This is a genomic window from Variovorax sp. Varisp85 (assembly GCF_047304045.1).
Taxonomy (GTDB): domain Bacteria; phylum Pseudomonadota; class Gammaproteobacteria; order Burkholderiales; family Burkholderiaceae_C; genus Variovorax.
The window spans coordinates 13,466-37,166 of record NZ_JBGLYN010000012.1 but is presented as its reverse complement, the minus strand read 5'-3'; the positions used below and the strand labels follow the sequence as shown (position 1 = coordinate 37,166).

General features: G+C 67.8%; 21 protein-coding genes. 15 read left to right on the top strand and 6 right to left on the bottom strand.

The features are described 5' to 3' along the window. Positions 1–18 precede the first annotated feature (18 nt). From ACCC97_RS07215 to ACCC97_RS07150, 14 genes are all read left to right on the top strand, one after another. Positions 19–603: a DUF3305 domain-containing protein gene (locus ACCC97_RS07215; protein WP_007832902.1), complete on the top strand. Its 585-nt coding sequence runs from the start codon at positions 19–21 to the stop codon at positions 601–603. Beyond that, the gene (locus ACCC97_RS07210; protein WP_413331966.1) at positions 596–1,219 is read left to right on the top strand and encodes a DUF3306 domain-containing protein; all 624 of its coding nucleotides are present in this window, start codon (positions 596–598) and stop codon (positions 1,217–1,219) included. The genes ACCC97_RS07215 and ACCC97_RS07210 overlap by 8 nt, the downstream gene beginning before the upstream one ends. Beyond that, positions 1,179–3,257, top strand: coding sequence for a 4Fe-4S dicluster domain-containing protein (locus tag ACCC97_RS07205; protein ID WP_413332022.1), 2,079 nt, complete (start codon positions 1,179–1,181; stop codon positions 3,255–3,257). The genes ACCC97_RS07210 and ACCC97_RS07205 overlap by 41 nt, the downstream gene beginning before the upstream one ends. Next, a complete protein-coding gene (locus ACCC97_RS07200; protein WP_007832890.1) occupies positions 3,254–3,871 on the top strand; it encodes a molecular chaperone in 618 nt (205 codons plus the stop codon). The genes ACCC97_RS07205 and ACCC97_RS07200 overlap by 4 nt, the downstream gene beginning before the upstream one ends. Before the next feature lie 113 nt (positions 3,872–3,984). Then, the gene (locus ACCC97_RS07195) at positions 3,985–4,206 is read left to right on the top strand and encodes a hypothetical protein (RefSeq protein WP_007832888.1); all 222 of its coding nucleotides are present in this window, start codon (positions 3,985–3,987) and stop codon (positions 4,204–4,206) included. 12 nt (positions 4,207–4,218) lie between these two features. Then, positions 4,219–7,206 (top strand): formate dehydrogenase subunit alpha, encoded by a 2,988-nt coding sequence (locus ACCC97_RS07190; RefSeq protein WP_413331965.1) that lies wholly within the window; start codon positions 4,219–4,221, stop codon positions 7,204–7,206. A gap of 9 nt (positions 7,207–7,215) precedes the next feature. Then, positions 7,216–7,836 (top strand): formate dehydrogenase FDH3 subunit beta, encoded by a 621-nt coding sequence (gene fdh3B / locus ACCC97_RS07185; RefSeq protein ID WP_007832884.1) that lies wholly within the window; start codon positions 7,216–7,218, stop codon positions 7,834–7,836. Then, entirely contained in the window at positions 7,833–8,084 is a 252-nt protein-coding gene (locus ACCC97_RS07180; RefSeq protein WP_007832882.1) for a hypothetical protein, read from the top strand. Before fdh3B ends, ACCC97_RS07180 begins: the two co-directional genes overlap by 4 nt. A gap of 12 nt (positions 8,085–8,096) precedes the next feature. Continuing rightward, positions 8,097–9,356, top strand: coding sequence for a formate dehydrogenase subunit gamma (locus ACCC97_RS07175; RefSeq protein WP_413331964.1), 1,260 nt, complete (start codon positions 8,097–8,099; stop codon positions 9,354–9,356). Beyond that, positions 9,353–9,751, top strand: a complete 399-nt coding sequence (locus tag ACCC97_RS07170; protein ID WP_007832880.1) for a hypothetical protein — start codon at positions 9,353–9,355, stop codon at positions 9,749–9,751. The genes ACCC97_RS07175 and ACCC97_RS07170 overlap by 4 nt, the downstream gene beginning before the upstream one ends. Positions 9,752–9,790: 39 nt before the next feature. Beyond that, a complete protein-coding gene (gene glp / locus ACCC97_RS07165; RefSeq protein ID WP_413331963.1) occupies positions 9,791–11,044 on the top strand; it encodes a gephyrin-like molybdotransferase Glp in 1,254 nt (417 codons plus the stop codon). Then, on the top strand, positions 11,041–12,960 hold the full coding sequence (locus tag ACCC97_RS07160) for a molybdopterin biosynthesis protein (protein ID WP_413331962.1): 1,920 nt from the start codon (positions 11,041–11,043) through the stop codon (positions 12,958–12,960). The genes glp and ACCC97_RS07160 overlap by 4 nt, the downstream gene beginning before the upstream one ends. A 48-nt stretch (positions 12,961–13,008) precedes the next feature. Continuing rightward, positions 13,009–13,839 carry a substrate-binding domain-containing protein gene (locus ACCC97_RS07155; protein ID WP_042673340.1) on the top strand — a complete coding sequence of 277 codons (831 nt, stop codon included), beginning with the start codon at positions 13,009–13,011 and terminating at the stop codon, positions 13,837–13,839. A 71-nt stretch (positions 13,840–13,910) separates the two neighbouring features. Next, positions 13,911–15,413, top strand: a complete 1,503-nt coding sequence (locus ACCC97_RS07150; protein ID WP_413331961.1) for an ABC transporter permease — start codon at positions 13,911–13,913, stop codon at positions 15,411–15,413. Between the two features lie 71 nt (positions 15,414–15,484). Here ACCC97_RS07150 and ACCC97_RS07145 read toward each other — a convergent pair whose 3' ends face one another. From ACCC97_RS07145 to ACCC97_RS07130, 4 genes are read right to left on the bottom strand one after another with little or no spacing between them, the layout of a single operon-like run. Continuing rightward, entirely contained in the window at positions 15,485–16,819 is a 1,335-nt protein-coding gene (locus tag ACCC97_RS07145) for an MmgE/PrpD family protein (RefSeq protein ID WP_413331960.1), read from the bottom strand. A gap of 32 nt (positions 16,820–16,851) precedes the next feature. After that, on the bottom strand, positions 16,852–18,936 hold the full coding sequence (locus ACCC97_RS07140; RefSeq protein WP_413331959.1) for an acetate--CoA ligase family protein: 2,085 nt from the start codon (positions 18,934–18,936) through the stop codon (positions 16,852–16,854). A gap of 5 nt (positions 18,937–18,941) precedes the next feature. Then, a complete protein-coding gene (locus tag ACCC97_RS07135; RefSeq protein ID WP_413312636.1) occupies positions 18,942–19,742 on the bottom strand; it encodes an enoyl-CoA hydratase/isomerase family protein in 801 nt (266 codons plus the stop codon). A gap of 17 nt (positions 19,743–19,759) precedes the next feature. Continuing rightward, the gene (locus ACCC97_RS07130; RefSeq protein WP_413331958.1) at positions 19,760–20,758 is read right to left on the bottom strand and encodes a Bug family tripartite tricarboxylate transporter substrate binding protein; all 999 of its coding nucleotides are present in this window, start codon (positions 20,756–20,758) and stop codon (positions 19,760–19,762) included. Positions 20,759–20,956: 198 nt separating this feature from the next. Between ACCC97_RS07130 and ACCC97_RS07125 the strand changes: the two genes are divergently transcribed. Further along, positions 20,957–21,754 (top strand): IclR family transcriptional regulator, encoded by a 798-nt coding sequence (locus tag ACCC97_RS07125; RefSeq protein ID WP_413312634.1) that lies wholly within the window; start codon positions 20,957–20,959, stop codon positions 21,752–21,754. A gap of 33 nt (positions 21,755–21,787) precedes the next feature. Here the strand turns inward: ACCC97_RS07125 and ACCC97_RS07120 are convergent, their stop codons facing one another. Then, positions 21,788–22,645, bottom strand: a complete 858-nt coding sequence (locus tag ACCC97_RS07120; protein WP_081502650.1) for an alpha/beta fold hydrolase — start codon at positions 22,643–22,645, stop codon at positions 21,788–21,790. A 134-nt stretch (positions 22,646–22,779) separates the two neighbouring features. After that, the gene (locus ACCC97_RS07115) at positions 22,780–23,664 is read right to left on the bottom strand and encodes a LysR substrate-binding domain-containing protein (protein WP_413331957.1); all 885 of its coding nucleotides are present in this window, start codon (positions 23,662–23,664) and stop codon (positions 22,780–22,782) included. Positions 23,665–23,701: the final 37 nt, after the last annotated feature.

Sequence of the window (23,701 nt, the reverse complement as noted above, 5' to 3'; positions counted from 1 at the left end):
TCGGCTATCGTTCGTTCGATGCCTTCCTCGGACACTCCTGCCGCCAAGGGCCGCCCGGCGCTCGACGTCGCGGTGGTCATGCGCCGCGAGCGCCTGCACGGCCCCTCGAGCCACTGGCAGCCCTGGCGCTGGACGCTCGACAGCGTGCTGCCCGACGAGCCCGGCTTCGGCACCGAGCCGCGCCTGCTGCGCAATGACGGCGGCGAGCAGCACTGGCTGCATCCCGGCTTCAAGGTCGAGCTGTTCCGCGACGAGGCCGAGGGCTACCACCTCAACGCGATCACGCCAACGCCGTGCTGGTTCGTGCTGTGGCGCATGGACGAGGAGGCAACGCTCGCGTCCGAGCCCATCCCCCGACCGGTCGTGGTGACTCTGAGCTACTACGAGGCCGGGCGCTGGCTCGATGCGCAGGAAACGGTAGAACAGGTTCCGGCACCTGCAGAGGTGGTCGACTGGGTGCGCGCCTTCGTGGACGAGCACTACGTGATCGAACCCAAACGCCGCCGGCGGCCCGAGAGCTTCCGGTCGCTGGTCGACCGTTTCGGCAACGCCGCGAGCGTGACGACCGAGAAGAAGCGCGGGCGGGGCGCTGGCGATGTCTGAGGGTTTTCTCGGACGGTGGTCGCGCCGCAAGCAGGAGGTGCGGGCGGCCGAGACCGCCGTGGAAGAGAAGGCCTCGCCGGCAGCGGCACCTGTTCCGGCGCCAGCGGCGGCACCCGCCCCCGTCGCGGAGGCTGCCGCCCTGCCCCCGGCGGGTGAACAGGAAGCTCCGCCGCCACTGACGCTCGCCGACGTGGACGAGCTGGGCATCGAGTCGGACTACAAGCCCTTCCTGGCCAGGGAAGTCGCGCCCGAGGTCAAGAACGCGGCCTTGCGCAAGCTCTTTTCCGATCCGCATTTCAACGTGATGGACGGCCTCGACACCTACGTCGACGACTATTCCCGATCCACCCCCGTGCCCGAGAGCGTGCTGCGCCAGATGGCGAGCGCCAAGTTCCTCAAGCTCTTCGACGAGGTGCCCGAGGACACTCCCCCGGAAACCCCCGACGACGCCGAGGCAGCGAAAGTGGCACAGTCCAGGGAATGTGAAACGCTTCCCAGCCCGCCGGTTGCCGAAATGCAGCCCGCCAGCCAAGAAACCGATGACCACCACGCTGATTTGCGACTGCAACCGGACGATGCCGCTCGAGCCGAAGACCCTCGGCGCGGCACTGGCTGAGACGCTTCCGCTGCATTCGTCGCTGTGCCGCCGCGAGGCGACTTCCTTCCAGCGCGCCATCCAGTCCGGCGACGAGGTCGTGGTCGCCTGCACCCAGGAAAAGCGGCTGTTCGGCGAACTCGCCACGCAGACGCCCGACGCGACCTCGCCGGTCCGCTTCATCAACATCCGCGAGACGGGCGGCTGGAGCCGCGACGCCAAGAGCGCGATGCCGAAGATCGCCGCGCTGCTGGCCGCCGCCAGCCTGCCCGAGCCGGAGCCCGTCCCAACCGTGAGCTACACCAGCCAGGGCCGCCTGCTGATCATCGGTCCGCTCGACGAAGCCGAGCGCGCAGCGGCACTGGTCGGCGACACGCTCGACGTGACCTTGTTCGCGCAGGGTCCCGGTGCGGGCGGCGGCGCCCAGGCGCGCCGCTGGCCGGTGATTGCCGGGCGCATCGATACGCTCACCGGCTGGCTCGGCGCCTTCACGCTGCACTGGACGCACGACAACGCGATCGACCTCGACCTGTGCACCCGCTGCAACGCCTGCGTCGTCGCCTGCCCCGAGCAGGCCATCGGGCTGGACTACCAGATCGACAACGCGCGCTGCACCTCGCACCGCGATTGCGAGCGCGCCTGCAGCGCGGCGGGCGCCATCGATTTCAGCCGCGAGCCCCAGGCGCTCGATGCGGCGTTCGACCTCGTGCTCGACCTCGGCACCGCGCCGCTCATCGACTGGCACGCGCCGCCGCAGGGCTACTTCCACCTGTCCGGCGGCGTCGCGCACGCCGATGGCCTGCAGACGCTGCTGCGCGTGCGCGAACTGGTCGGGGAATTCGAGAAACCCAAGTTCTTCGACTACAAGCAGAAGCTCTGCGCGCACAGCCGCAACGAGGTGATCGGCTGCAATGCCTGCGTCGACGTGTGCTCGGCCCATGCCGTGAGCAGCGACAAGGAACGCCAGCGCATCGTGGTCAACCCGAACCTGTGCGTGGGCTGCGGCGCCTGCACCACGGTGTGCCCGACGGGCGCGCTGGGCTACACCTACCCGCGCGCGCCCGACCAGGGACTCAAGCTGCGCAAGCTGCTCGCCACCTATGCAGCGGCGGGCGGCCGCGACGCCGCGCTGCTGCTGCACAGCCAGGAAGGCGGCCAGGCGCTGCTCGAGCAACTCGGCCGACAGGCGCAGCTCGGCAAGGCGCAGGGCGTGCCGGCGCAGGTGATCCCCGTGGACCTCTTTCATGCGGCCAGCACCGGCATCGACCTGTGGCTGAGCGCGATCGCCTTCGGCGCCTCGCAGGTGGCGGTGCTTTGCACCGGAGAGGAAGCGCCGCAGTACCTCGCGGCACTCAGGCAGCAGTTGGACATCGCGCAGGCGCTGTTGCTGGGCCTGGGCTACACCGGCACGCACTTCCGCGTGATCGAAGCCGACTCGCCCGCCGTTCTGGATGCCGCGCTGGCCAGCTTGCGCACGACCACGCAGCGCGTGCCGGCCGCCCCCGCCCGCTTCGCCGTCGGTGCCGACAAGCGCGACCGGCTCGAGATGGCGATCGACCACCTGATGGGCACAGCGCCCGCCCTGCAGACGCAGCTCGACGCACCGCTGGCTTTCGGGTTGCCGGCAGGATCGCCCCTGGGCGCCATCGCGGTCGACAAGGACAAGTGCACGCTGTGCCTGGCCTGCGTCGGCGCCTGCCCGTCGGGCGCGCTGCTGGACAGCCAGAGCGCACCGCAGCTGCGCTTCATCGAAAAGAACTGCGTTCAATGCGGCTTGTGCGAGACCACATGCCCCGAAGACGCCGTCTCGCTCTTGCCGCGCCTGCTGGCTGCGCCCGAGCGCAAGCAGCAGGTGCTTCTGAACGAGGCCAGGCCCTGGGTCTGCATCCGCTGCAGCAAGCCCTTCGGTACGCAGAAGGCGATCGAGGCCATGCTCGGCAAGCTGGCCGGGCATGCGATGTTCCAGGGCGAAGCGCTGGAGCGCCTCAAGATGTGCAGCGACTGCCGCGTCATCGACCTCTACAGTGCCACCAACGAAGTGAAGATCGCCCCGCTATGAGCCAGACCTTTCCCGCCTCTTCCGCACTCGACGAGGAGGTGGCCCGGGCGGAGCTCTACGGCCTGCTGGCGCGGCTCTGGTACGCCGCACCCGATGCCGGGCTGCTGGAGGCCTTCCAGGTGGCGCCCACCGAGGCGCCGGCCGCGGGCGCCTTTCTCGAGGAACCGTGGCGCCAGCTGGTCGGCATCGCGCGCGACACGAGCGCGGCCGCCGCGCACGACGAATACGACGCGCTCTTCGGCGGCATCGGCAAGCCCGAGGTCTTCCTCTTCGGCTCGCACTACCTGAGCGGCTTTCTCAACGACAAGCCACTCGTGCAGTTGCGCAACGACCTCGACCGGCTGGGCCTGGCGCGCACCGAGACCACCTGCGAGACCGAGGACCACATCGCCTGCCTGTTCGAGGTCATGCGCTACCTGATCGCCGGCGAAGACGCAGCGGTCGCCAACCTCACGCAGCAGCAGGCCATCTTCTCGAAGCACATCCAGCCCTGGCTGCCGGCCCTGTGCGAGGCCGTGTCGCAGCATCCGAAGGCCCGGTTCTACGCGGCGCTCGCCGTCTTCACGCGCGCGTTCGGCGACGTCGAGGCACAGGCCTTCGACATGCTGGCCTGAGGCAACGGAACGCAAGGGCTATTCAGGTTGCTCACCGGTTGCTGCTGGTCTAGTATTTGTAAGGGCGGACGGGTTTTCTTCTCTCGTCGGGCCCAGCCACTCCAGGGGTCAGCATGCAGGACAGCAAAAATACCGGCCTCGAGCCGGCATCCCGTCGGGGATTCTTCCTCGGTGCCGCAACGGCCGGCGTCGCCGCAGTGGCCGTCACGGCGCTTCCGAAGGTGGTGCAGACGCCCGTCGCCGCCCCCTCCCCCCTGCCACCCGCGCCTGAAAACGGCGGCGGCTATTCCCTGAGCGAGCACGTCAAGCGCTACTACGCGACCGCTTCAGCCTGAGGAGTACCTGTTGTGCTGCTGACCAAAAAATCCCCAGGCACCGCGAGTCAACCTGCCTCCGGCGCGTCCACCCACGCGTCGCCCTTCGTCCACAGCCTTCGGCGCGGCCTCGCGAACGCGCTGCCGACGATGGACCGGCGCGCCTTCCTGCGGCGCTCCGGCCTCGGTGTCGGTGTGGGCCTGGCCGCCAGCCAGCTCACGCTGATCCAGAAAGCCAAGGCCGCTGACGGCAAGCCCGCGGCCATCGGCGCCGGCAAGATCGAGGTGAAGCGCACCGTGTGCTCGCACTGCTCGGTCGGCTGCGCGTCCGACGCCGTGGTCGAGAACGGCGTGTGGGTCCGGCAGGAACCCGTGTTCGACTCGCCCATCAACCTCGGCGCCCACTGCGCCAAGGGCGCCGCGTTGCGCGAACACGGCCATGGCGAATATCGCCTGCGCTACCCGATGAAGCTCGTCAACGGCAAGTACGAGCGCATCAGCTGGGACACAGCGCTCGACGAAATCACGGCCAAGCTCAAGGAGCTCACCAAGGCCAGCGGGCCCGACGCGATCTACTGGATCGGTTCGAGCAAGCACAGCAACGAGCAGTCGTACCTGCTGCGCAAGTTCGTGAGCTTCTTCGGCAGCAACAACTGCGACCACCAGGCGCGCATCTGCCACTCGACCACGGTCGCGGGCGTGGCGAATACATGGGGCTACGGCGCCATGACCAATTCGTACAACGACATGCGCAACGCGAAGGTCGCGATGTACATCGGCTCGAATGCGGCCGAGGCGCACCCCGTGAGCATGCTGCACATGCTGCACGCCAAGGAACACGGCTGCAAGATGATCGTGGTCGACCCACGCTTCACCCGCACCGCGGCCAAGGCCCACGAATACGTGCGCATCCGCTCGGGCTCGGACATCGCGTTCCTGTTCGGCATCCTGCACCACATCTTCAAGAACGGCTGGGAAGACAAGCGCTACATCAACGACCGTGTCTACGGCATGGACGAGGTGCGCGCGGACGTCATGAGCAAGTGGACGCCCGACAAGGTCGAAGAGGCCTGCGGCGTCGGCGAAGCCCAGGTATTGAAGATCGCGACCATGCTGCACGAGAACCGCCCCGGCACCGTGGTCTGGTGCATGGGCCAGACGCAGCACACCATCGGCAACGCCATCGTGCGGGCTTCGTGCATCCTCCAGCTGGCGCTCGGCAACGTCGGCACGTCGGGCGGCGGCACCAACATCTTCCGCGGGCATGACAACGTGCAGGGCGCGACCGACGTCGGCCCGAACCCCGATTCGCTGCCGGGCTACTACGGCCTGGTCGAAGGGTCGTGGAAGCACTTCGCCGCCACCTGGGGCGTGGACTTCGAATGGATCAAGGGCCGCTTCGCATCGCCCGCGATGATGAGCAAGCCCGGCATCACGGTGTCGCGCTGGATCGACGGCGTGCTCGAGAAGAACGAGCTGATCGACCAGGACTCGAACCTGCGCGGCGTCTTCTACTGGGGCCATGCGCCCAACTCGCAGACCCGCGGCCTCGAGATGAAGCGGGCGATGGACAAGCTCGATCTGCTCGTCGTCGTCGACCCCTATCCGTCGGCCACGGCCGCGATGGCCGCGATGCCGGGCAGGCCCGAAGACGCCAATGCGAACCGCGCGGTCTACCTGCTGCCCGCGTGCACGCAGTTCGAAACCAGCGGATCGGTGACGGCGTCGAACCGGTCGGTCCAATGGCGCGAGAAGGTGATCGAGCCGCTGTGGGAAAGCCGCAGCGACCACATGATCATGCAGCAGTTCGCCGACCGGCTGGGCTTCGGCAAGGAGCTCAGCAAGAACTACAAGATGCAGAAGGTCAAGGGCATGGACGAGCCCGTGCCGGACGACATCCTGCGCGAGATCAACAAGTCCTGCTGGGCCGTCGGCTACTCGGGCCAGAGCCCCGAGCGGCTGCAGGCGCACATGCGCAACATGGCCGCCTTCGACGTGCGCACGCTCAAGGCCAAGGGCTCCGTCAAGGACAAGGTCAACGGCTACGACATCTCGGGGGACTACTTCGGACTGCCCTGGCCCTGCTACGGCACGCCCGAGCTGAAGCATCCCGGCTCGCCCAACCTCTACGACACGTCCAAGCACGTGATGGATGGGGGCGGCAACTTCCGCGCGAACTTCGGTGTCGAGCGCAATGGCAAGAACCTTCTGGCCGAAGACGGCTCGTACTCGCTCGGCGCCGACATCACCACGGGCTATCCCGAACTGGACCACGTGTTGCTCAAGAAGCTCGGGTGGTGGGACGAGCTCACCGAGGCCGAGAAGCCCAAGGCGGAAGGCAAGAACTGGAAGACCGACAGCTCGGGCGGCATGATCCGCGTGTTCATGAAGAACCACGGCTGCCACCCCTTCGGCAATGCCAAGGCGCGAGCCGTCGTGTGGAATTTTCCGGATGGCATTCCGCAACACCGCGAGCCGCTCTACGGCACGCGTCCCGACCTGGCCGCGAAGTACCCGACCCACGACGACAAGATGGCCTTCTGGCGCCTGCCCACGCTCTACAAGACCGTCCAGCAGAAGAACATCGCCGACAAGATCGCCGAGAAATTCCCCTACATCATGACCTCGGGCCGGCTCGTGGAATACGAGGGCGGCGGCGAGGAAACACGCTCCAACCCCTGGCTGGCCGAGCTGCAGCAGGAGATGTTCATCGAGATCAATCCGAAGGTGGCGGCCGAGAAGAACATCCGCAACGGCGAGCGTGTCTGGGTGCACACGCCCACCGGCGCCAAGCTCAACGTGCAGGCTCTGGTGACCGAGCGCGTCGGGCCCGACACGGTGTTCATGCCCTTTCACTTCTCGGGCCGCTGGCAGGGCCAGGACCTGCTCGCCTACTACCCGAAGGGCGCGGCGCCCGTCGTGCGCGGCGAGGCCATCAACACCGGCACGACCTACGGCTACGACAGCGTCACCATGATGCAAGAGACCAAGACCACTGTCTGCAACATCGAGAAAGCATGAGGAATCACCATGGCAAGAATGAAATTCGTCTGTGATTCCGAGCGCTGCATCGAGTGCAACGGCTGTGTCACGGCCTGCAAGAACGAGAACGAGGTGCCCTGGGGCGTGAATCGCCGCCGCGTGGTCACGCTCAATGACGGCCTGCCGGGCGAGAAATCGATCTCGGTGGCCTGCATGCATTGCTCCGACGCACCCTGCATGGCGGTGTGCCCCGTGCAATGCTTCTACCGCACCGAGGAAGGCGTGGTGCTGCACGACAAGGACGTGTGCATCGGCTGCGGCTACTGTTCGTACGCCTGCCCCTTCGGCGCGCCGCAATTCCCGTCGCAAGGCACCTTCGGCGCACGCGGCAAGATGGACAAGTGCACCTTCTGCGCCGGCGGCCCCGAAGCCAACGGCTCCGAAGCCGAGTTCGAGAAGTACGGCCGCAACCGCCTGGCCGAAGGCAAGCTGCCGGCCTGTGCCGAGATGTGCTCGACCAAGGCGCTGCTGGCCGGCGACGGCGACGTGGTGGCCGACATCTTCCGCACCCGCGTCGTGCAACGCGGCACGGGCGCCGAAGTCTGGGGCTGGGGCACGGCCTATGGCTCGCAGCAGGCCGGCACGCCGACCACCGGAGGCACCAAGTGAAGCGCGCGGTCGCGACCCTCGTCGTGCTCGCTTCGGGCGCGATGCTGCTTGCGGCCTGCACCGAGAAGCCGCAGACGAACGCGGAGGGCGTCAAGCACGATGCGGTGCCCTGGAGCGGCACCGGCACGCAGGCCAACACCGGCACGGCCTTCACCGCACCCGGCTGGAAGGTGGGCGACAAGACGGCGTGGGAGCAGCAGATCAAGGTTCGCTCCAACGGGCAGAACGAGTACATCCGAGAAAACTGAACCGGAGGCCGCATGAGCGTCACCATTCGCACCAGGCGGGCGTTCCACGCGCTGTTGGCGACCGCGCTCCTGGGCTGTGCGGCGGTGGCGCTGGCCCAGGACGCCAACCCGGCCGCGAGCGGCGCCGTCGCGGCTTCGCCCGCCCCTGCTTCGCCTGCTTCCGCTTCCACCGCCGCTGCCGCACCGAAGGCCGAGGGCGGCATCCGCAGCCAGAACATCTTCGAGGTCAAGCCCGAGGCCAGCGCCGACCCGAACTACCTCAACCAGACCAACGGCGAGCGCAACAAGGTGCAGCCCGGCAACAACGCACCGATGTGGCGCCAGGTGAGCGGCGGCATCACCGGCTACAGCAGCCTGCCCGTGAGCGAGGCGCCCGAGGCCGGCAATCTGATCCAGCGCTTCGTGCAGTACCCGGGCTCGCGCTTCACCAACGCGGGCGAGGCCTGGCGGCAGGTGCGCAACAACTGGATCATTCCGTACGGCGCGGCGCTGCTCTTCGTCACGCTGCTGGAGCTGGCCATCTTCCATTTCACGCGCGGGCCGATCCGGCTGCACGGCGCCGAGACCGGCCGCAAGATCGAGCGCTTCACGCCGTTCGAGCGCGCCACGCACTGGTCGAACGCGCTTGCCTTCGTCACGCTCGCGCTGTCGGGCATCGTGATGGCCTTCGGCAAGTTCTTCCTGTTGCCGGTGCTCGGCAGCGCGCTGTTCGGCTGGCTCACCTACATGCTCAAGACCGTGCACAACTTCGTCGGGCCGCTGTTCGTCGTGACCACGCTGTTCATGATCTTCACCTTCATCCGCAGCAACTGGCCGCGGGCGGAAGACCTCAGCTGGCTGCGGCACGGCGGCGGCCTGTTCGGCGGCAAGGAGCCCGCGTCGCACCGCTTCAACGCCGGAGAGAAGGCCGTGTTCTGGGGCGGCGTGCTCCTTCTGGGCAGCATCGTCATCGGCTCGGGGTTGTTCCTCGACAAGCTGTTGCCCGGCTTCGTCTACACGCGCGGCGAGATGCAGATCGCGCACATGGTGCATGCGGTGGCCACGCTGCTCATGATGGCCATGATCCTGGGCCACATCTATATCGGCACGCTGGGCATGACCGGCGCCTACAAGGCGATGCGCGAAGGCTATGTCGACGAGACCTGGGCGCGCGAGCACCATCGCCTCTGGTATGACGACATCGAGGCCGGCAAGATCCCGGCGCAGCGCTCGGCGCCCCCCGACGCATCGGACCCGGCGCGGCCGGTGACCGCGCAAGGAACCTCCGCATGAAGCACACGCTGACCCTTCTCTTCGCGCTGGCGCTACCGCTGGCTGCATCGTCCGTTTTCGCCAAGCTTCCCGCGCCCACGCCGGAAGCGCAGGCGAAGGCCGCCGAGGCTGCAGCCCGCACCGCATGGAGTACCAAGACCGACGCCTACCTGCTGTGCAAGGCACAGGACCAGGTCGCAGCCAAGTACCGCGCCAGCGCCCAGTCCGCAGGCAAGCCGGTACCGGCCGCGGCGACCACACCGCCCTGCGTGGATCCGGGCCCTTACGCCGCGGCGCCCGCGGGCGAAACCAAGCCCATCGAAGCCTCGGGCGCACATTCCCCGGCCTCCACGGCTGCATCGCCGCCCAGTACGAACCAGCCCTCGGCACAGACCCATCCCGCACCCAAGAATTAAGTCAGCCGCCGCGCGCAAGCGCGGGCGAGACTGAACCTGATGCCCCCACCCGAACGAACTGCCTCGACCGATGTGCGCATGCGCGGCTTCACCCAGCGCGCGGAGGTTCCCGATGCACTCGCCTGGATCGACGCCCACACGCCGCTGCTGCCGGGCGAATCCGTGGCGGTTGAAGAGGCCGCGGGACGGGTACTGCTGCATGAGGTGATCGCACCCATCGCGGTGCCCGAATTCGACCGCTCGGCCATGGACGGCTATGCGCTGCGCGGCGGCGAGACCACAGGGGCCGGCGAATACAACCCGTTGGAGTTTCCGATCGCGGGCCATGCCTGGCCCGGCCGGCCTTTCGATGGCGCCGTGCCCGCGGGCGCAGCCATCCGCATCATGACCGGCGCTCCGGTACCGCTGGAACTGGATGCCGTGATGCCCGCCGAATATGCGAGCGAGCAGGACGGGCGCCTGGCCATCACGCGGGCTGTGGCACCGGGCCAGCATGTGGGCCGCGTCGGCGAGGACATCGCGCGGGGCAGCACGGCGCTGGCCGCGGGACGCCGGCTGCGACCGCAGGACGCGGGGCTGGCGGCTTCGCTGGGCCTGGCGCAGTTGCAGGTGGTGCGCCGGCCCCGCGTACGGCTGCTCGTGACCGGCAATGAAGTGCGGGCACCCGGCACGCCCAAGGGGCCCTTCGACATCTACGACGCCAACTCCGTGACCTTGCGCGGCCTCGTGGCGCGCGACGGCGGCCTGCTCGAGTCGCACCAGCGCCTGGGCGACGACCCGCAGGTCATTGCCCAGGCGCTGGCGGCGCCCGATGCCGACGTGGTGCTCGTCTCCGGCGGCTCCAGCGTGGGCGCCGAGGACCATGCGCCGCGCCTGCTGGCCGAACTCGGCGAACTGGCCATCCACGGCATCGCGATGCGGCCCTCCAGTCCGGCCGGCATGGGCCGCATCGGCGACACGCTGGTCTTCCTGCTGCCGGGCAACCCGGTCTCCTGCCTGTGCGCCTACGACTTCTTCGCCGGGCGTGCGATCCGCCGGCTCGGCGGCCGGTCCGCCGACTGGCCCTACCCCCGCACGCGCGCAACCGTGGCGCGCAAGATCGTCTCCCAGGTCGGACGCGTCGACTACGTGCGCGTGAAGATCGGCGAAGAAGGCGTGGAGCCGCTCGCGCTGTCGGGCGCGTCCATGCTGAGTTCGACTACGCGGGCCGACGGCTTCGTCGTCGCGCCCGCAGAAAGCGAAGGCTTCGGGGCCGGGATCGAAGTCACTGTTCATCTTTACGAGTGCCTGTGAAACCCCAATCGCAATTTCTCGATGTCGTCACGCGCGACGAGGCCGAACGCCGCTTCCGTCAACACCTCAGGCTCACGCCACTGGGTCGCGAGACCGTTCCCCTGCATGAGGCGCTGGGCCGTGTGCTGGCCGAAGACGTGGTCGCCGCGATCGACGTGCCCGGCTTCGACCGCTCCAACGTCGACGGCTTTGCCGTGCAGGCCGCCGACACCTGGGGCGCAATGGAAGAACAGGCCCGCCTGCTGACGCTCGCCGACGAGACGTTGGCGCCCGGCATCGTGCCGCAGCGCGAAGTGACGGGCGGCCATGCGACGGCGATCGCCACGGGCGGCATGCTGCCTCGCGGCGCCGATGCGGTGGTGATGGTGGAGCACACCGATGCCGAGGACGGCCGGGTGCAGATCCGCCGCGCGGCCACCGAAGGCGAGAACGTCAGCTACGCCGGCACCGACATCGCGCGCGGAGAAACGGTGCTGCGTGCCGGCCAGGCGTTGAGCTCGCGGGAGATCGGCGTGATCGCGGCACTCGGCCTCGCCGAGGTCGGCGTGTACCGCAAGCCGCGCGTGGCCATCTTTTCCACCGGCAACGAGATCGTCGCGCCCGGCGCGCCGCTGCCCACGGGTGCGGTGTACGACTCCAACGCCGCCATCATCGGCGCCGCCGTCGAGGAACTGGGCGGCCAGCCCGTGCGGCTGGGCGTGATTCCCGATGACGAGGCCGCACTGTCGGCCGCGCTCGCACAGGGGCTGGCCTGCGATGCCGTGGTCTTCTCGGGCGGCACGTCCAAGGGCGAAGGCGACCTCTCCTACCGTGTGGTCGCCGCGCTCGGCGATCCGGGCGTGGTGGCGCACGGCGTGGCGCTCAAGCCCGGCAAGCCGGTGTGCCTGGCGGTCACGGGCGGCAAGCCGGTCGTGATCCTGCCGGGCTTTCCGACCTCGGCGGTCTTCACCTTCCACGAGTTCCTGGCCCCCGTGATCCGCGCCTTCGCCGGCCGGCCGCCGGAGCGGCGCGAGCATGTGGACGCCAAACTGCCGATGCGCGTGAACTCCGAGCGCGGCCGCACCGAGTACCTGCTCGTGGGCCTGGTGCCCACCGACGAAGGCCTGGCGGCCTACCCGATGGGCAAGGGCTCGGGCTCTGTCACCACGTTCAGCAGCGCGGACGGGTTCATCACCATCGGCCAGCACACCGAGATCGTCGATGCCGGCGCGCCCGTGCAGGTGCAGCTGCTGGGCCATGGGCTGGACGCCGCGGACCTGATCTTCATCGGCAGCCACTGCGTGGGCCTGGACTGGCTGGCCGGGGAGCTGGTGCGCCAGGGCATTCGCATCAAGGCCATGAACGTGGGCAGCACGGGCGGGCTGATGGCCGCACGGCGCGGCGAATGCGACGTGGCGGGCATCCACCTGATGGACCCGGCCACCGGCGTCTACAACCGGCCACTGCTCACGCGGGAGCTGGAACTGATCCCGGGGTATGGCCGCATGCAGGGCATCGTCTATCGCCCGTCGGACGCGCGCTTCGAGGGGCGCGATGCCACCGCGGCCATCGCCGCCGCGATCGCCGGGCCCGGCTGCACCATGGTCAACCGCAACGCCGGCAGCGGCACGCGCATCCTCATCGATCGCCTGCTCGGCAGCGCCAAGCCGCCCGGCTACGGCGTGCAGACCAAGTCGCACAACGCGGTGGCCGTGGCCGTGGCGCAGCAGCGCGCCGACTGGGGCCTGGCCATCGACACGGTTGCACGGCAGTACGGCCTGGGCTTCATCCCGGTGCAGGAAGAGCGCTACGACTTCGTGGTGCCCAGGGCACGCCGCGAGCGCGCGCCCGTGCAGGCATTCATTGCCTTGCTGCAATCGGCCGCGGCCCGCGAGGCGCTGAGCCGGTTGGGCTTTCGCGTCGATCCCGCTGTCTGATCCAGCAGGACGGTACATCCTCAACTTCCAAGGACCCACACGATGACGATGGCCTCGCGCAGACGCCTCAACCTCCTCGCCCTCGCTGCTGCCCTCGTCGGCACGCTGCTCGCGCCGATCGCCCAGGCGCAAGAAAAGTTCATCGTGCTGGCTTCCACCACCTCGACCGAGCAGTCCGGCCTGTTCAAGCACCTGCTGCCGCAGTTCACGAAAGCCTCCGGCACCGAGGTGCGCGTGGTGGCTGTGGGCACAGGCCAGGCGCTGGACATGGCGCGCCGCGGCGATGCCGATGCGCTGTTCGTGCATGACCAACCCGCCGAGGAAAAGTTTGTCGCGGAGGGCTTCGGCCTCCCGCGCCGCGCGGTCATGTACAACGACTTCGTGCTGATCGGACCGAAATCCGACCCGGCCGGCGTGCGCGGCAACGACATCGCGGCCGCGCTCAAGCGGCTGGGCGCCACGGGCGGTGCCTTCGTTTCGCGCGGCGACAAGAGCGGCACCCACGCGGCCGAACTGCGCCAGTGGAAACTGGCGGGCATCGACCTCGCGGCCGCCAAGCCCGCCGGCTACAAGGAGTGCGGCTGCGGCATGGGCCAGGCGCTCAACATCGCCGCTTCCACCAATGCCTATGTGCTGTCCGACCGCGGCACCTGGCTCAACTTCAAGAACCGCGGCGACCTGGGCATCGTGGTCGAGGGCGACCGGCAGCTGTTCAACCAGTACGGCGTGATCGTCGTGAATCCGGCCAGGCATCCGCACGTCAAGAAAGACCTGGCGCAGGCTTTTTCCGACTGGGTGGTGTCGCGCGACGGGCAAGCCGCGATCGCCTCGTACAAGATCGGCGGCGAGCAGCTCTTCTTCCCGAACGCGAGCCAGTGAACGGTGGCCCAGTCGATGGATGGGCCGCGTGATGAGCATGGCCTCGCGCTTGCATTGAAAGCCGTCCTTCGATGAACACCATGACCGAAGGCTGGGCACTGGCCTGGCAGCTCATCACGGACGCCGACCCCGAACTCGTACGCATCACGGCGCTCTCGCTGCAGGTCAGCGCCACGGCCTGCGCAATTGGCGCGCTGTTCGGCCTGCTGCTGGGCGCCTGGCTGGCAGTGGCGCGGTTCCCGGGGCACGCGCTGGCCGTGTGGTTGGTGAACACGCTGCTCGCCCTGCCCGCCGTGGTGGTGGGCCTGCTGGTGTACCTGCTGCTCTCGCGCTCGGGACCGCTGGGCGAACTGGGAATCCTGTTCACGCCTTCAGCGATGGTGGTGGCGCAGAGCGTGCTCGTCACGCCGCTGATCGCCGCCCTGTCACGCCGGCTCGTGATGGCGGCCCTGGCCGATGGCGGCGACCAGTTGCGCTCCCTGGGCGCCGGGCCGCTCACCACCTCGCTGCTGATGCTGGTGCACGACCGGATGGGCGTGGCCACCGTCCTGCTCACGGCCTTCGCGCGGGCCATTGCCGAGGTAGGGGCCGTGATGATCGTCGGCGGCAACATCGCCGGCGTCACGCGCGTGATGACCACCACCATCGCACTGGAGACCAGCAAGGGAGATCTTGCGCTGGCCTTGGCGCTGGGCATCGTGCTGCTGGCGGTGGTCGGCGCGGTCAACGGCGCCATCGGCCTGTTGCATTGGCTTGCCACGCGCCCGCTGCGCGCCGCCTCTCAGGTGCCGCCGCATGCGGCGCCCCGGACGCCCACTCCTCGCGCCCCTCGCACGCCGGCTGCCACCGAGGCGGCGCCGTTGATCCGGGCCGACCGGGTCACGGTGCGCTTCCGCTCGCTGATGGCGCTGAACGACGCATCGCTGACCGTGCGCCGAGGTGACCGGCTCATCCTCATCGGAGCCAACGGCTCTGGCAAGACCACGCTGCTGCGGCTGCTGCATGGACTTTTGCCCTGCGAAGGTCGCTGCGAATCCTTGCCGCTGCAACCCGAAGGCCGCCTTCCGCGAGCGGCCATGCTGTTCCAGCGCCCCTTCCTGCTGAGCCTCTCGGTGTGGCGCAATGTCTGGGTGGGCCTCTGGCTTTCCGGCGTGCCGGCCTCCGAGCGCAGCGAGCGCTGCCGCCAAAGCCTGGCAAACGTGGGCCTGCTCGAACACGCCGCGCGATCTGCCCGTTCGCTTTCGGGTGGACAGCAGCAGCGCCTTGGCCTCGCACGCGCCTGGGCGCTGCAGCCGGACATCCTGTTCCTGGACGAGCCGACCGCCAGCCTGGATCCCGGCGCCAAGAATGAAATCGAGGCCCTCATCGAGGAGGTCGCCAACAGCGGCGTGACGATCGTGATGAGCACCCACAACCTCGGGCAGGCCAAGCGCCTCGCCACGCGCGTGGCCTATCTGCATGCTGGACGGATCGTCGTCGAGCGCCCCGTGGCGTGCTTCTTCGACGCAGAGGATCTGCCCGCCGAGGCCGCCCAGTTCCTCCAGGGCGAACTTGGCTGGCGCCTGCGGCCGTAGGCAGGGCCGGCCTGGGCGCCCTGGGCGAAGCCGCTTGCGCTCCCCTGGTGGGCTCGACGCACCCTGCCTCATCAAGATTCGTATGCAAGACTGGTCGCACTCTCCAGGCGCCACAGCCGCTCGAGAAGCCTGCGCGCCCGCGCGGCACCGATCACCGGCGTGGACAGTTCGAGAAACTTGCTTTCCAGGTCGGCGTCACTCAGTGGCTCCTCGGGATCGCCCTTCCGATTGGGCTGCAGATGGCTGAGCCGGCGCCCATCCGCGGTGTCGATCTCGATGCGTGCGGCACGCTGGCCCGGGAATGCCGCGTCGAGCGCCGGATCCACCGCGACCTCCATGCGCTCCATCAGGGCGCGCGTTGCGGGATCCTCGAGGCGCGCCGGCTCAAACGCCGCCATGCGCACGCTGCCATGCACGAGGGCAGACGCCACCATGTACTTCAAGCTGAAGCGTGCTTCGTTGGCGGAAGCCGGTCGCTCGTAGCAAGCGATATCCAATGCTGGCCGATAGGTGCCTACACGAACGCGAACGATGTCTTCAGTCGCAATACGGTGCTTCGACTGCAGCGCGAGGGCGCCGTCGATCGACGGAAAAGTGTGGCCGCAGCCGATATGGTTCTTGAATGTCAGGCGTGTGATGTGAAAGTCCTGCCCGAGCGTCGCGCCGACCTGCGACCAGTCGGGCCCGTTGCTCATGGCCTGGCCGAGCCCGGCGTCGCCATCGAGGACATCCAGCGAACCCGTCAGGCCGCGCCGCGCCAGTTGGGCAGCGAGGAGGCCCGCCTCGGCTGCACGCCCCGCATGCAGTGGTTTGGACATCGAATCCATCCGGAACGCCTGCTGCAGTCCCGCCGTGAAGGTCGCAGCGGTGGCGAGCGCGTGCGCGAAGGCAACTTCGTCGAGCTCCATCAATCCGCCAGCCGCCGCAGCCGCTCCGAAGCTACCCACGGTGCCCGTGCTGTGCCAGAACTTGTAGTGCGGCCGGCCCATCACGACGCCGATTCGCGTCGAGATCTCGTAGCCAAGCACCACGCCGCGCAGAAACTGAAGCCCTGAGGCACCGATGTCCTGCCCACCGGCCATTGCGGCCGCGATGGTCGCAGCGCCTGGGTGGTACATGGCCTCGCGAAAGCTGTCATCTACCTCTGCGGCATGCGCAGCCGTGCCGTTGATGAGCGCAGCAGCGCGCGCAGTGGCCGGGCGCCCTTGCGCCAGGAAGGCGCCACCGCGATCGAGGTCGTCGCCCAGGGCTTGCTCCAGCATGCGCACCGGTGCCGCATCCAGGCCCGGGAAAAGCGATGCATACCAGTCGATCACTGCGCGCTTGGCATGATGAATGACCTCGGCAGGGAGCGGCTGCCGGTAAAACTCGGCCGCGTATCGCGCAAATACTTCCGTTGCATGCATCCAGGTTCTCCTGATTCAGGGGTTCAATTTCTTCAGGCAAGAACGACCACGCCATCGGCAGCACGCACGCCCTGCCCCTGCGGCAGCACGAACACCGGGTTGATCTCGGCTTCGACCAGACGGTCACCCAGTTGGGCCGCCATGTGAGAGAAAGCGACGATGGCCGCCAGCAGCGCCTCGACATCGGCCTTGGGCCGGCCGCGAAAGCCGTCCAGCAGCGGCCACGTCTTCAGTTCCTGCGCCATGCCCAGTGCCTCGTCGCGGCTCAGGCCACCTTGCGCCGGCAGAAGCCGCATCGCCGTGTCCTTGAACAGCTCTGCGGTGACGCCGCCCATTCCCAGCAGGATGGCCGTGCCCAGCGCATCACGGTGCATGCCGAGGATCAGTTCGGTACCGCCGGCCACCATTTCCTGCACCAGGAATCGCTGCGGCCTCGAGCCGGCGTTGGCCTCGACATCGGACGCCATCTGCAGCAGGCGCGCGCCCACCGTGTCGGGCGTGAGGTTGACCGCCACACCGCCCACGTCGCTCTTGTGCGTGACCTGGGCCGACAGGATCTTCAACACTACGCGGCCACCCAGCTCACGCGCAGCGGCCTCGGCCTGCGCTGGCTCGGTGACGACAAGCTCTCGCGCGCACGGCACGCCGAAACGGCTGAAAAGCTGCTTGGCCTGCGCCTCGTCGAGCGAGCCCGAAGGCAGATCGCCTACCGCAACCGGCTGCATGGCGGCGGTCGGCTCGCCCGGGTCTTTCCACTGGCTGGCCCGCAGCATGGCGCCGAGCGCAGCGGTGCAGCTTTCCGCCGCGGCAAAAGCGGGGACACCGCGCTGTGTCAGCAGCGCGCCGATTTCCGGCGCGTGCGGGCTCACGTAGGCAATGACGGGCTTGTCCGAGGTCGGCAGGCAGTCCTGGATCGCGCCGGCCATCAATTCGGGCATGGCGAGGCTGGATGAGCCGACGATGATGGTCAAGGCGTCGTAGCTGGGACTCTTCAACAGCACGTCAATGGCGCCGCGCAGCAAGTCAGGCCGCAGGCCCGCCAGGGTCACGTCGATCGGGTTCCGATCGAGCACGGCATGGTCGCCGGTCTGCAGCGCGCGCAATGCTTCGGCCGTCGCGGCATCGGGTGCGGGCGTATCGAAGCCGGACAGGCCCAGGTCGTCCGACACCAGCGTCCCGGCGCCGCCGGTGGAGGTCAGGATCGCGACCCGGTTGCCGCGCAGCTTACGGCCGGTGGCCAGTGCGGCGGGGATGTCCAGCAGGTCATTGAATGTCCGGGCGCGGATCACGCCCACCTGCCTGAAGAGCGCGTCGTACATGCGGTCGGCACCGGCCAGCGCGCCGGTGTGCGACACCGCCGCCTTTGCGCCCGCCTCGGAGCGGCCGATCTTGAACACGACCACAGGCTTGCCCGCGCGTGCCGCCTTCAGCGCCGCAGCGCGGAACTTCTCCGGATTGCGCACCGTCTCGACGTACAGCGCGATGACCTTCGTGGCGTCGTCTTCGGCGAGATGATCGATGAAGTCCGCCAGCTCCAGGTCGACCTCGTTGCTGGTCGAGATCAGCTTGGACAGGCCGATACCGCGCACCGCAGCGCGAGACAACAGCGAACCGAGGATGCCGCCACTCTGCGACACCACGCCGACGCCGCCGACGGGAAAGTGCGCCATCTCGAGCGCACCCGTGGCCGACAGCACGATGTTGTCCGTGAGGTTGACCAGGCCGATGGTGTTGGGCCCCAGGATGCGCATGGACCCGGCCGCGTCCATCAGCTGCCGCTGGCGGCGCGCGCCCTCTTCACCGGTCTCGGTGTAGCCGCTGGCCAGCACGATGGCTGCCGCGGTGCCGCGGGCGGCCAGGTCGCGCACCGCCAGATGGGCGCGCTCGGCCCCGAGCAGCACGATGCCCACGTCAGGCACCGCCGGCAGCGAAGCCACGTCCGCATAGCAGGCCAGCTCGCCGATGCGATCGGCCTTCGGATTCACCGGATAGATTTCGCCCGAGAAGCCGTGCTTCACGAGGTACGAGATGGGCCTGCCAGCGGTCTTGGTGGCGTCGCCCGACGCTCCGATGACGGCGACGCTGCGTGGCTTGAGGAGTCGGGAGATGGCATTCATGGCGCTCACTCCTTGCCGGCCGGGGTGGAGGTCTTGGCCAGGAACGCCATCACCGATTCGCGATGCTCGGTGCTGGTGTAGCAAATGCCTTGCGCCTGGCTGCCTTGGGCGAACACCTGATGGGCCGACAACTCGAAGCTCTGGTTGAGGATGGTCTTGCCCAGGGCCAGCGCCGTGGCGGAGCCCTTGCTCATTTCGGCGGCCCAGCGCTGTGCCTGCGCAATCAGGCTGTCCGCATCGGCCTTGCGATCGGCGATGCCGAGACGAAGCGCCTCTTCGGCCTCGACCTTGCGGCCGCTGAAGATCAGCTCCTTGGCCTTGGCCAGGCCGACGCGGCGAGGCAGAAAGTACATGCCGCCGCCGTCGGGAATGATGCCGCGGTTGATATAGGACCAGGTGAAGCTCGCCGCATCCGACGCAATGATGAAGTCGCAGGCGAGCGCCGTATCGGCACCCAGGCCCGACGCGGCGCCGTTGACTGCGGCGATGGTCGGCTTGGGCATGGTGTGCAGCAGCGACTGCGCGTGGTGCACGCGTTGCTGGCGGCTCCAACCGTTGAAGCCGACCTCGCCCGCGGGCGCTTGCATCCGGCGCTCCATGCCGGCGATGTCGCCGCCGGCGCAGAAGCCATTTCCCTTGCCCGTCAGCACCAGGGCGCGAATCGCCTTGTCGTTCGCCACGCGCTCGAGCGCGGCGATGAATTCGGTGCGCATGTCGTCGCTCATGGCATTGCGCTTTTCCGGGCGGTTCAACCACAGCGTGGCGACGCCGTCGACGACTTCGAGTTGGATCAGGTTTTCGGTCATTTTTTTGCCCTTGGGCCTCAGTCAGTGGTGATGTGGTTCTCTTTGACCACCTTTCGCCAGCGGGCCTCTTCACCCTTGGCATAGCGGTCGAACGCCTCCGGCGAACCCGCGTCGATCACGAGGCCTTCGCTTTCCACGCGCTTGCGGAAGGCCTCGGTCTGGACGGCTTTCCTTGCGGCGGCGTTCAGTTTCATGATCACGTCCCGTGGCGTTCCGGCCGGCGCATAGAGGCCATACCAGCTGTCCGCCACGTAACCGGGCACGCCGCTCTCCGCGACGGTGGGCACCCTGGCCAGCGAGGGCGCCGTGGAGCGCGAGGCGGTGGTCACGGCCAGCGCCCGCAGCTTGCCGCTTTCGATGAACGTGCCGACCGCGGCTGCCGTGGCGAACATCACATCGACCTGGCCGCCCAGCAGATCCGTGATGGCCGGGCCGGCGCCGCGGTAGGGGATGTGCGTGATGTCGGTCTTGGTGAGATTCTTGAAGAGTTCGCCTGCGAGATGAGCCGATGTGCCGGCGCCCTGCGATGCGAACGAGAGCTTTCCGGGATGGGCCTTGGCCGCGGCGATGATGTCGCCCACGGACTTGTAAGGACTTTCGGCCCGGACGACGAGCACGTTCGGCGAAATTCCCACCAGCATGACCGGCGCAAATGCCTTCTCGTAGTTGTAGGGAAGCTTTGGCAGGAGGCTCGGATTCACCACGTGCGCGACGGTCGCCATGACAAGCGTGTAGCCGTCGGGCTGGCTCTTCGCGACGGCGTCGGTTCCGATGATGGTGCCTGCACCGGGCTTGTTGTCGATGATCACCGGTTGACCCAGCTCCTGGCCCATGGTGATGCCCATGGTGCGCGCCACGAGATCGGTGCCTCCGCCCGGCGCGAATGGCACCACGATCTTCACGGGCTTGTCCGGAAACGCCGCGAAAGCGGGGAAGGCTGTCAGGCTTGCTGCAACGGTGGCGCAAGAGAAAAGGACGGCTCGTTTGGCACGCGCCAGGGTCAGCGTGATCTGCATGGATTTGTCTCCGGTTTGACAAGGGAAGTACGGGAAGCCCCATCGACGGCCACGTTGGGCTGCGGTTCTCATCGAATGGGTGAAGCTTAGGTTTGCCAAGCGGTTCGCGCACCCCCCTATTTCCAACAGATGGAAATCGGTGATACGCTGCCCGGCGCCTCTCCCCACGTTTTCAGCGCCACACGCCACTCGCGGAACATGTCGAACACACCCTCTGAAAAAGCGCGCCGGCCACACCACGAAGACCCGATGCTCAACCGGTCGCTCGTGCGCGGTGTCGAAGTGCTCAGAGCGTTCAGGCCAGGCGCCGATCTGCTTGGCAACGGCGAGCTCGCGGAACGCACGGGACTGTCTCGTGCCACCGTGAGCCGCCTGACGCAGACGCTGGTGGAAACCGGCCTGCTGGAGCACGATCGCGCCCGCCGGGCCTACCGCCTCGCCGCACATGTCTTGAGCCTGGCCCATGCGATGCGCGCGGGCTCGCCGGTGCTGAACACGGTCGCCCCGCTGATGCGCGCGCTGGCCGAAAAGATGCGCATCAACGTCGGCCTGGCGGTGCCCGATCGCGACGAAATGGTCTATCTCGAATCCGTTCGCTACAACCGCCGCGTTGCGCTACGCCATGTGGTGGCAGGTCAACGGGTGCCGATGGAACTCACTTCGTTGGGCCGCGCCTATCTGGCGGTCGCTCCGGAATCCACGAGGCGAGCGCTGCTGGCACTGTTCCGCAGCAGACGCTCCACCGGATGGGGGCAGTTGCGAGACGAGATCAAGTCCGCGAAACTCAGCATCGAGCAGCGCGGCTACTGCAGCGCCGCATGGCAACCGGAAGTGATCGCCCTGTCAGCACCGATCGTGCTGGCGGATCGCCCGATCTATGTGCTCAACGTCAGTGTCGCCACCGCCGCCAACATGGACGACGTGGAGCAGGAACTCAGCGGCCCATTGCTTTCCCTGCGGGAGAAAGCGACAGCCGCTCTTCTGGCATCCGCCTGAGCAGGCCTTCGGCCGCAAACCTGCATTCACCGCTCAGACAGCGAGGTACACCTTTCGCGCGAAGGACGCGATCGCGTCGCTCATCGCGCGCGGTTGCTCTGGAGCCATTGCATGCCCCGCGTCGCGAACGATCTCGACGGTGACACGATCGCCCAGCATCGGCTTCATGATGTCGGGGACGACCACGGCGTCATGCTCGGCCTGAAGGTCGAGGATGGGTACGCGGTCGCCCGCGGAGAAGTAGTCATCCACGGGGGTGATCTCCCGGGCGCGACCTTGGGCATCGTGGGCCGCAGGAAACCAGCCGCCAAGCCACACGCTGGGATCGTGCCCCGGCGCAAAGAAAGCCTTGCGAAGGCACTCGAGCCTTCGAGGCTCCGACAGGGAGAGATCGCCCGCACCGTCGATCTCATCGCGCAGGCGGCTGTAGGGCTTCTCGGTCGACCCGGGAGGAAGCTTGCCGGCGGAAGCCGCCGCCATGACGACACCGCGTACGAGATCCGGCCGGTCTGCCGCCAGTGTGCGGGCGGGTTGACTGCCCCACGCATGGCCGACGATCACGATCGGACCGACTGCCTCGCTGTCGAGGACCGCGGCGACATCGCTCGCGAAGTCGTGCAGATCGAGCTCTTCCATCGGCCCCTTGCTGCGACCGATGCCGCGCGGTTCAGGTCGAAGGACGCGAAAGCCTGATGCTGCGAGATGGGCTGCAACGACGTCATAGTCTCGCCCCGATCGAGCCAGCGACGGCAGGATGCAGACAACGGGCCCCGTGCCCTGGTCAGTGAATTCGATCTGGACATCCGCACTCGCGCGTGCCGGGCGGTATGAGATCAGCTTGCTCCGTGAAAGAGCCCCGCCTGCGGGAGTTGACTGGTTTTCGATGGACATGGTGCCGGAGTCTCCGTGGCGATACCAGCATTCGTAAGCTGGTCGCTCCTATATCAGCTATGTCTGCCAGCTATGCCTGTGCTCGCATTCGAGATCGCGAGCGACTTGTACCTACGGCCGCAAGTCCGACCCGGCTAGCGCTGCCGGAAATCCAGTTCCTGCAAGAGCTGTGCGGTTCCCCGTGTCAGGCGCGTTGCGGGACGCGCCACCGGCGTCGCCAGCATCAACGCATTCCAGATCGTCGGCGGACCGATGGGCGCGCGCTGCAGCTTCTCGTTGCCGCTCGCCCGGAGTGCGCTTTCCGGAAGGATCGTGCATCCAACACCCGTAGCGACCAATGCGAGCACGGTCTGGACGGCACCGACTTCCGCAAGAACCTGCAACTGGATTCGACGCGGATTCAACACGGAGTCAAGCAAATGGCGAATCGCATTCGGAGCGCTCGGCAGCACCATCGGGTAGTTCGCCAATGCGGCCAGGCCTACTTTGGCCGGCAATCTGCTGGCGGGCGGTGCGACCAGCAGCAGCTTCTCTCGCATCAGCGGCTGGAACGTCAACTGGGGTGAGGCCGCGGGGTCGAACAGAAGCGCAAGATCCAGCCTTCCCGCAATCAACGACTCGCGCAGTGCCACGCTCAGTCCTTCGAGCACCGTGATCACTGCGCGCGGGAACCTCTCTCTGAATCGCTGGACAAGCGGCGTACTCAGCCCCAACGCCACGCGGGGCGGCATGCCGACGATGATCCGGCCGGCAGGGCTTTCATCCATGTCGCGCAACTCGTCACGGGCTTGCCGGGAAATGTCGAGCATCGCGCGGGCATGAATGAGCAAGGCCTCCCCCGCCTCGGTCGGCACCACGCCACGCCCCGTTCGCACGAGCAGCCGTTGTCCGAGGTCGGCCTCGAGAAGTGCGATCTGTCTGCTCAGACTGGGCTGGGCGAGATCGAGTACCACAGCACCTCGGCTGAGACTCCCGGCGTCGACCACCGTGACTAAGTAGAGAAGCTGCCGCAGTTCCATAGCGAATGAGCATAGCTGATATAGACACGCATACCTA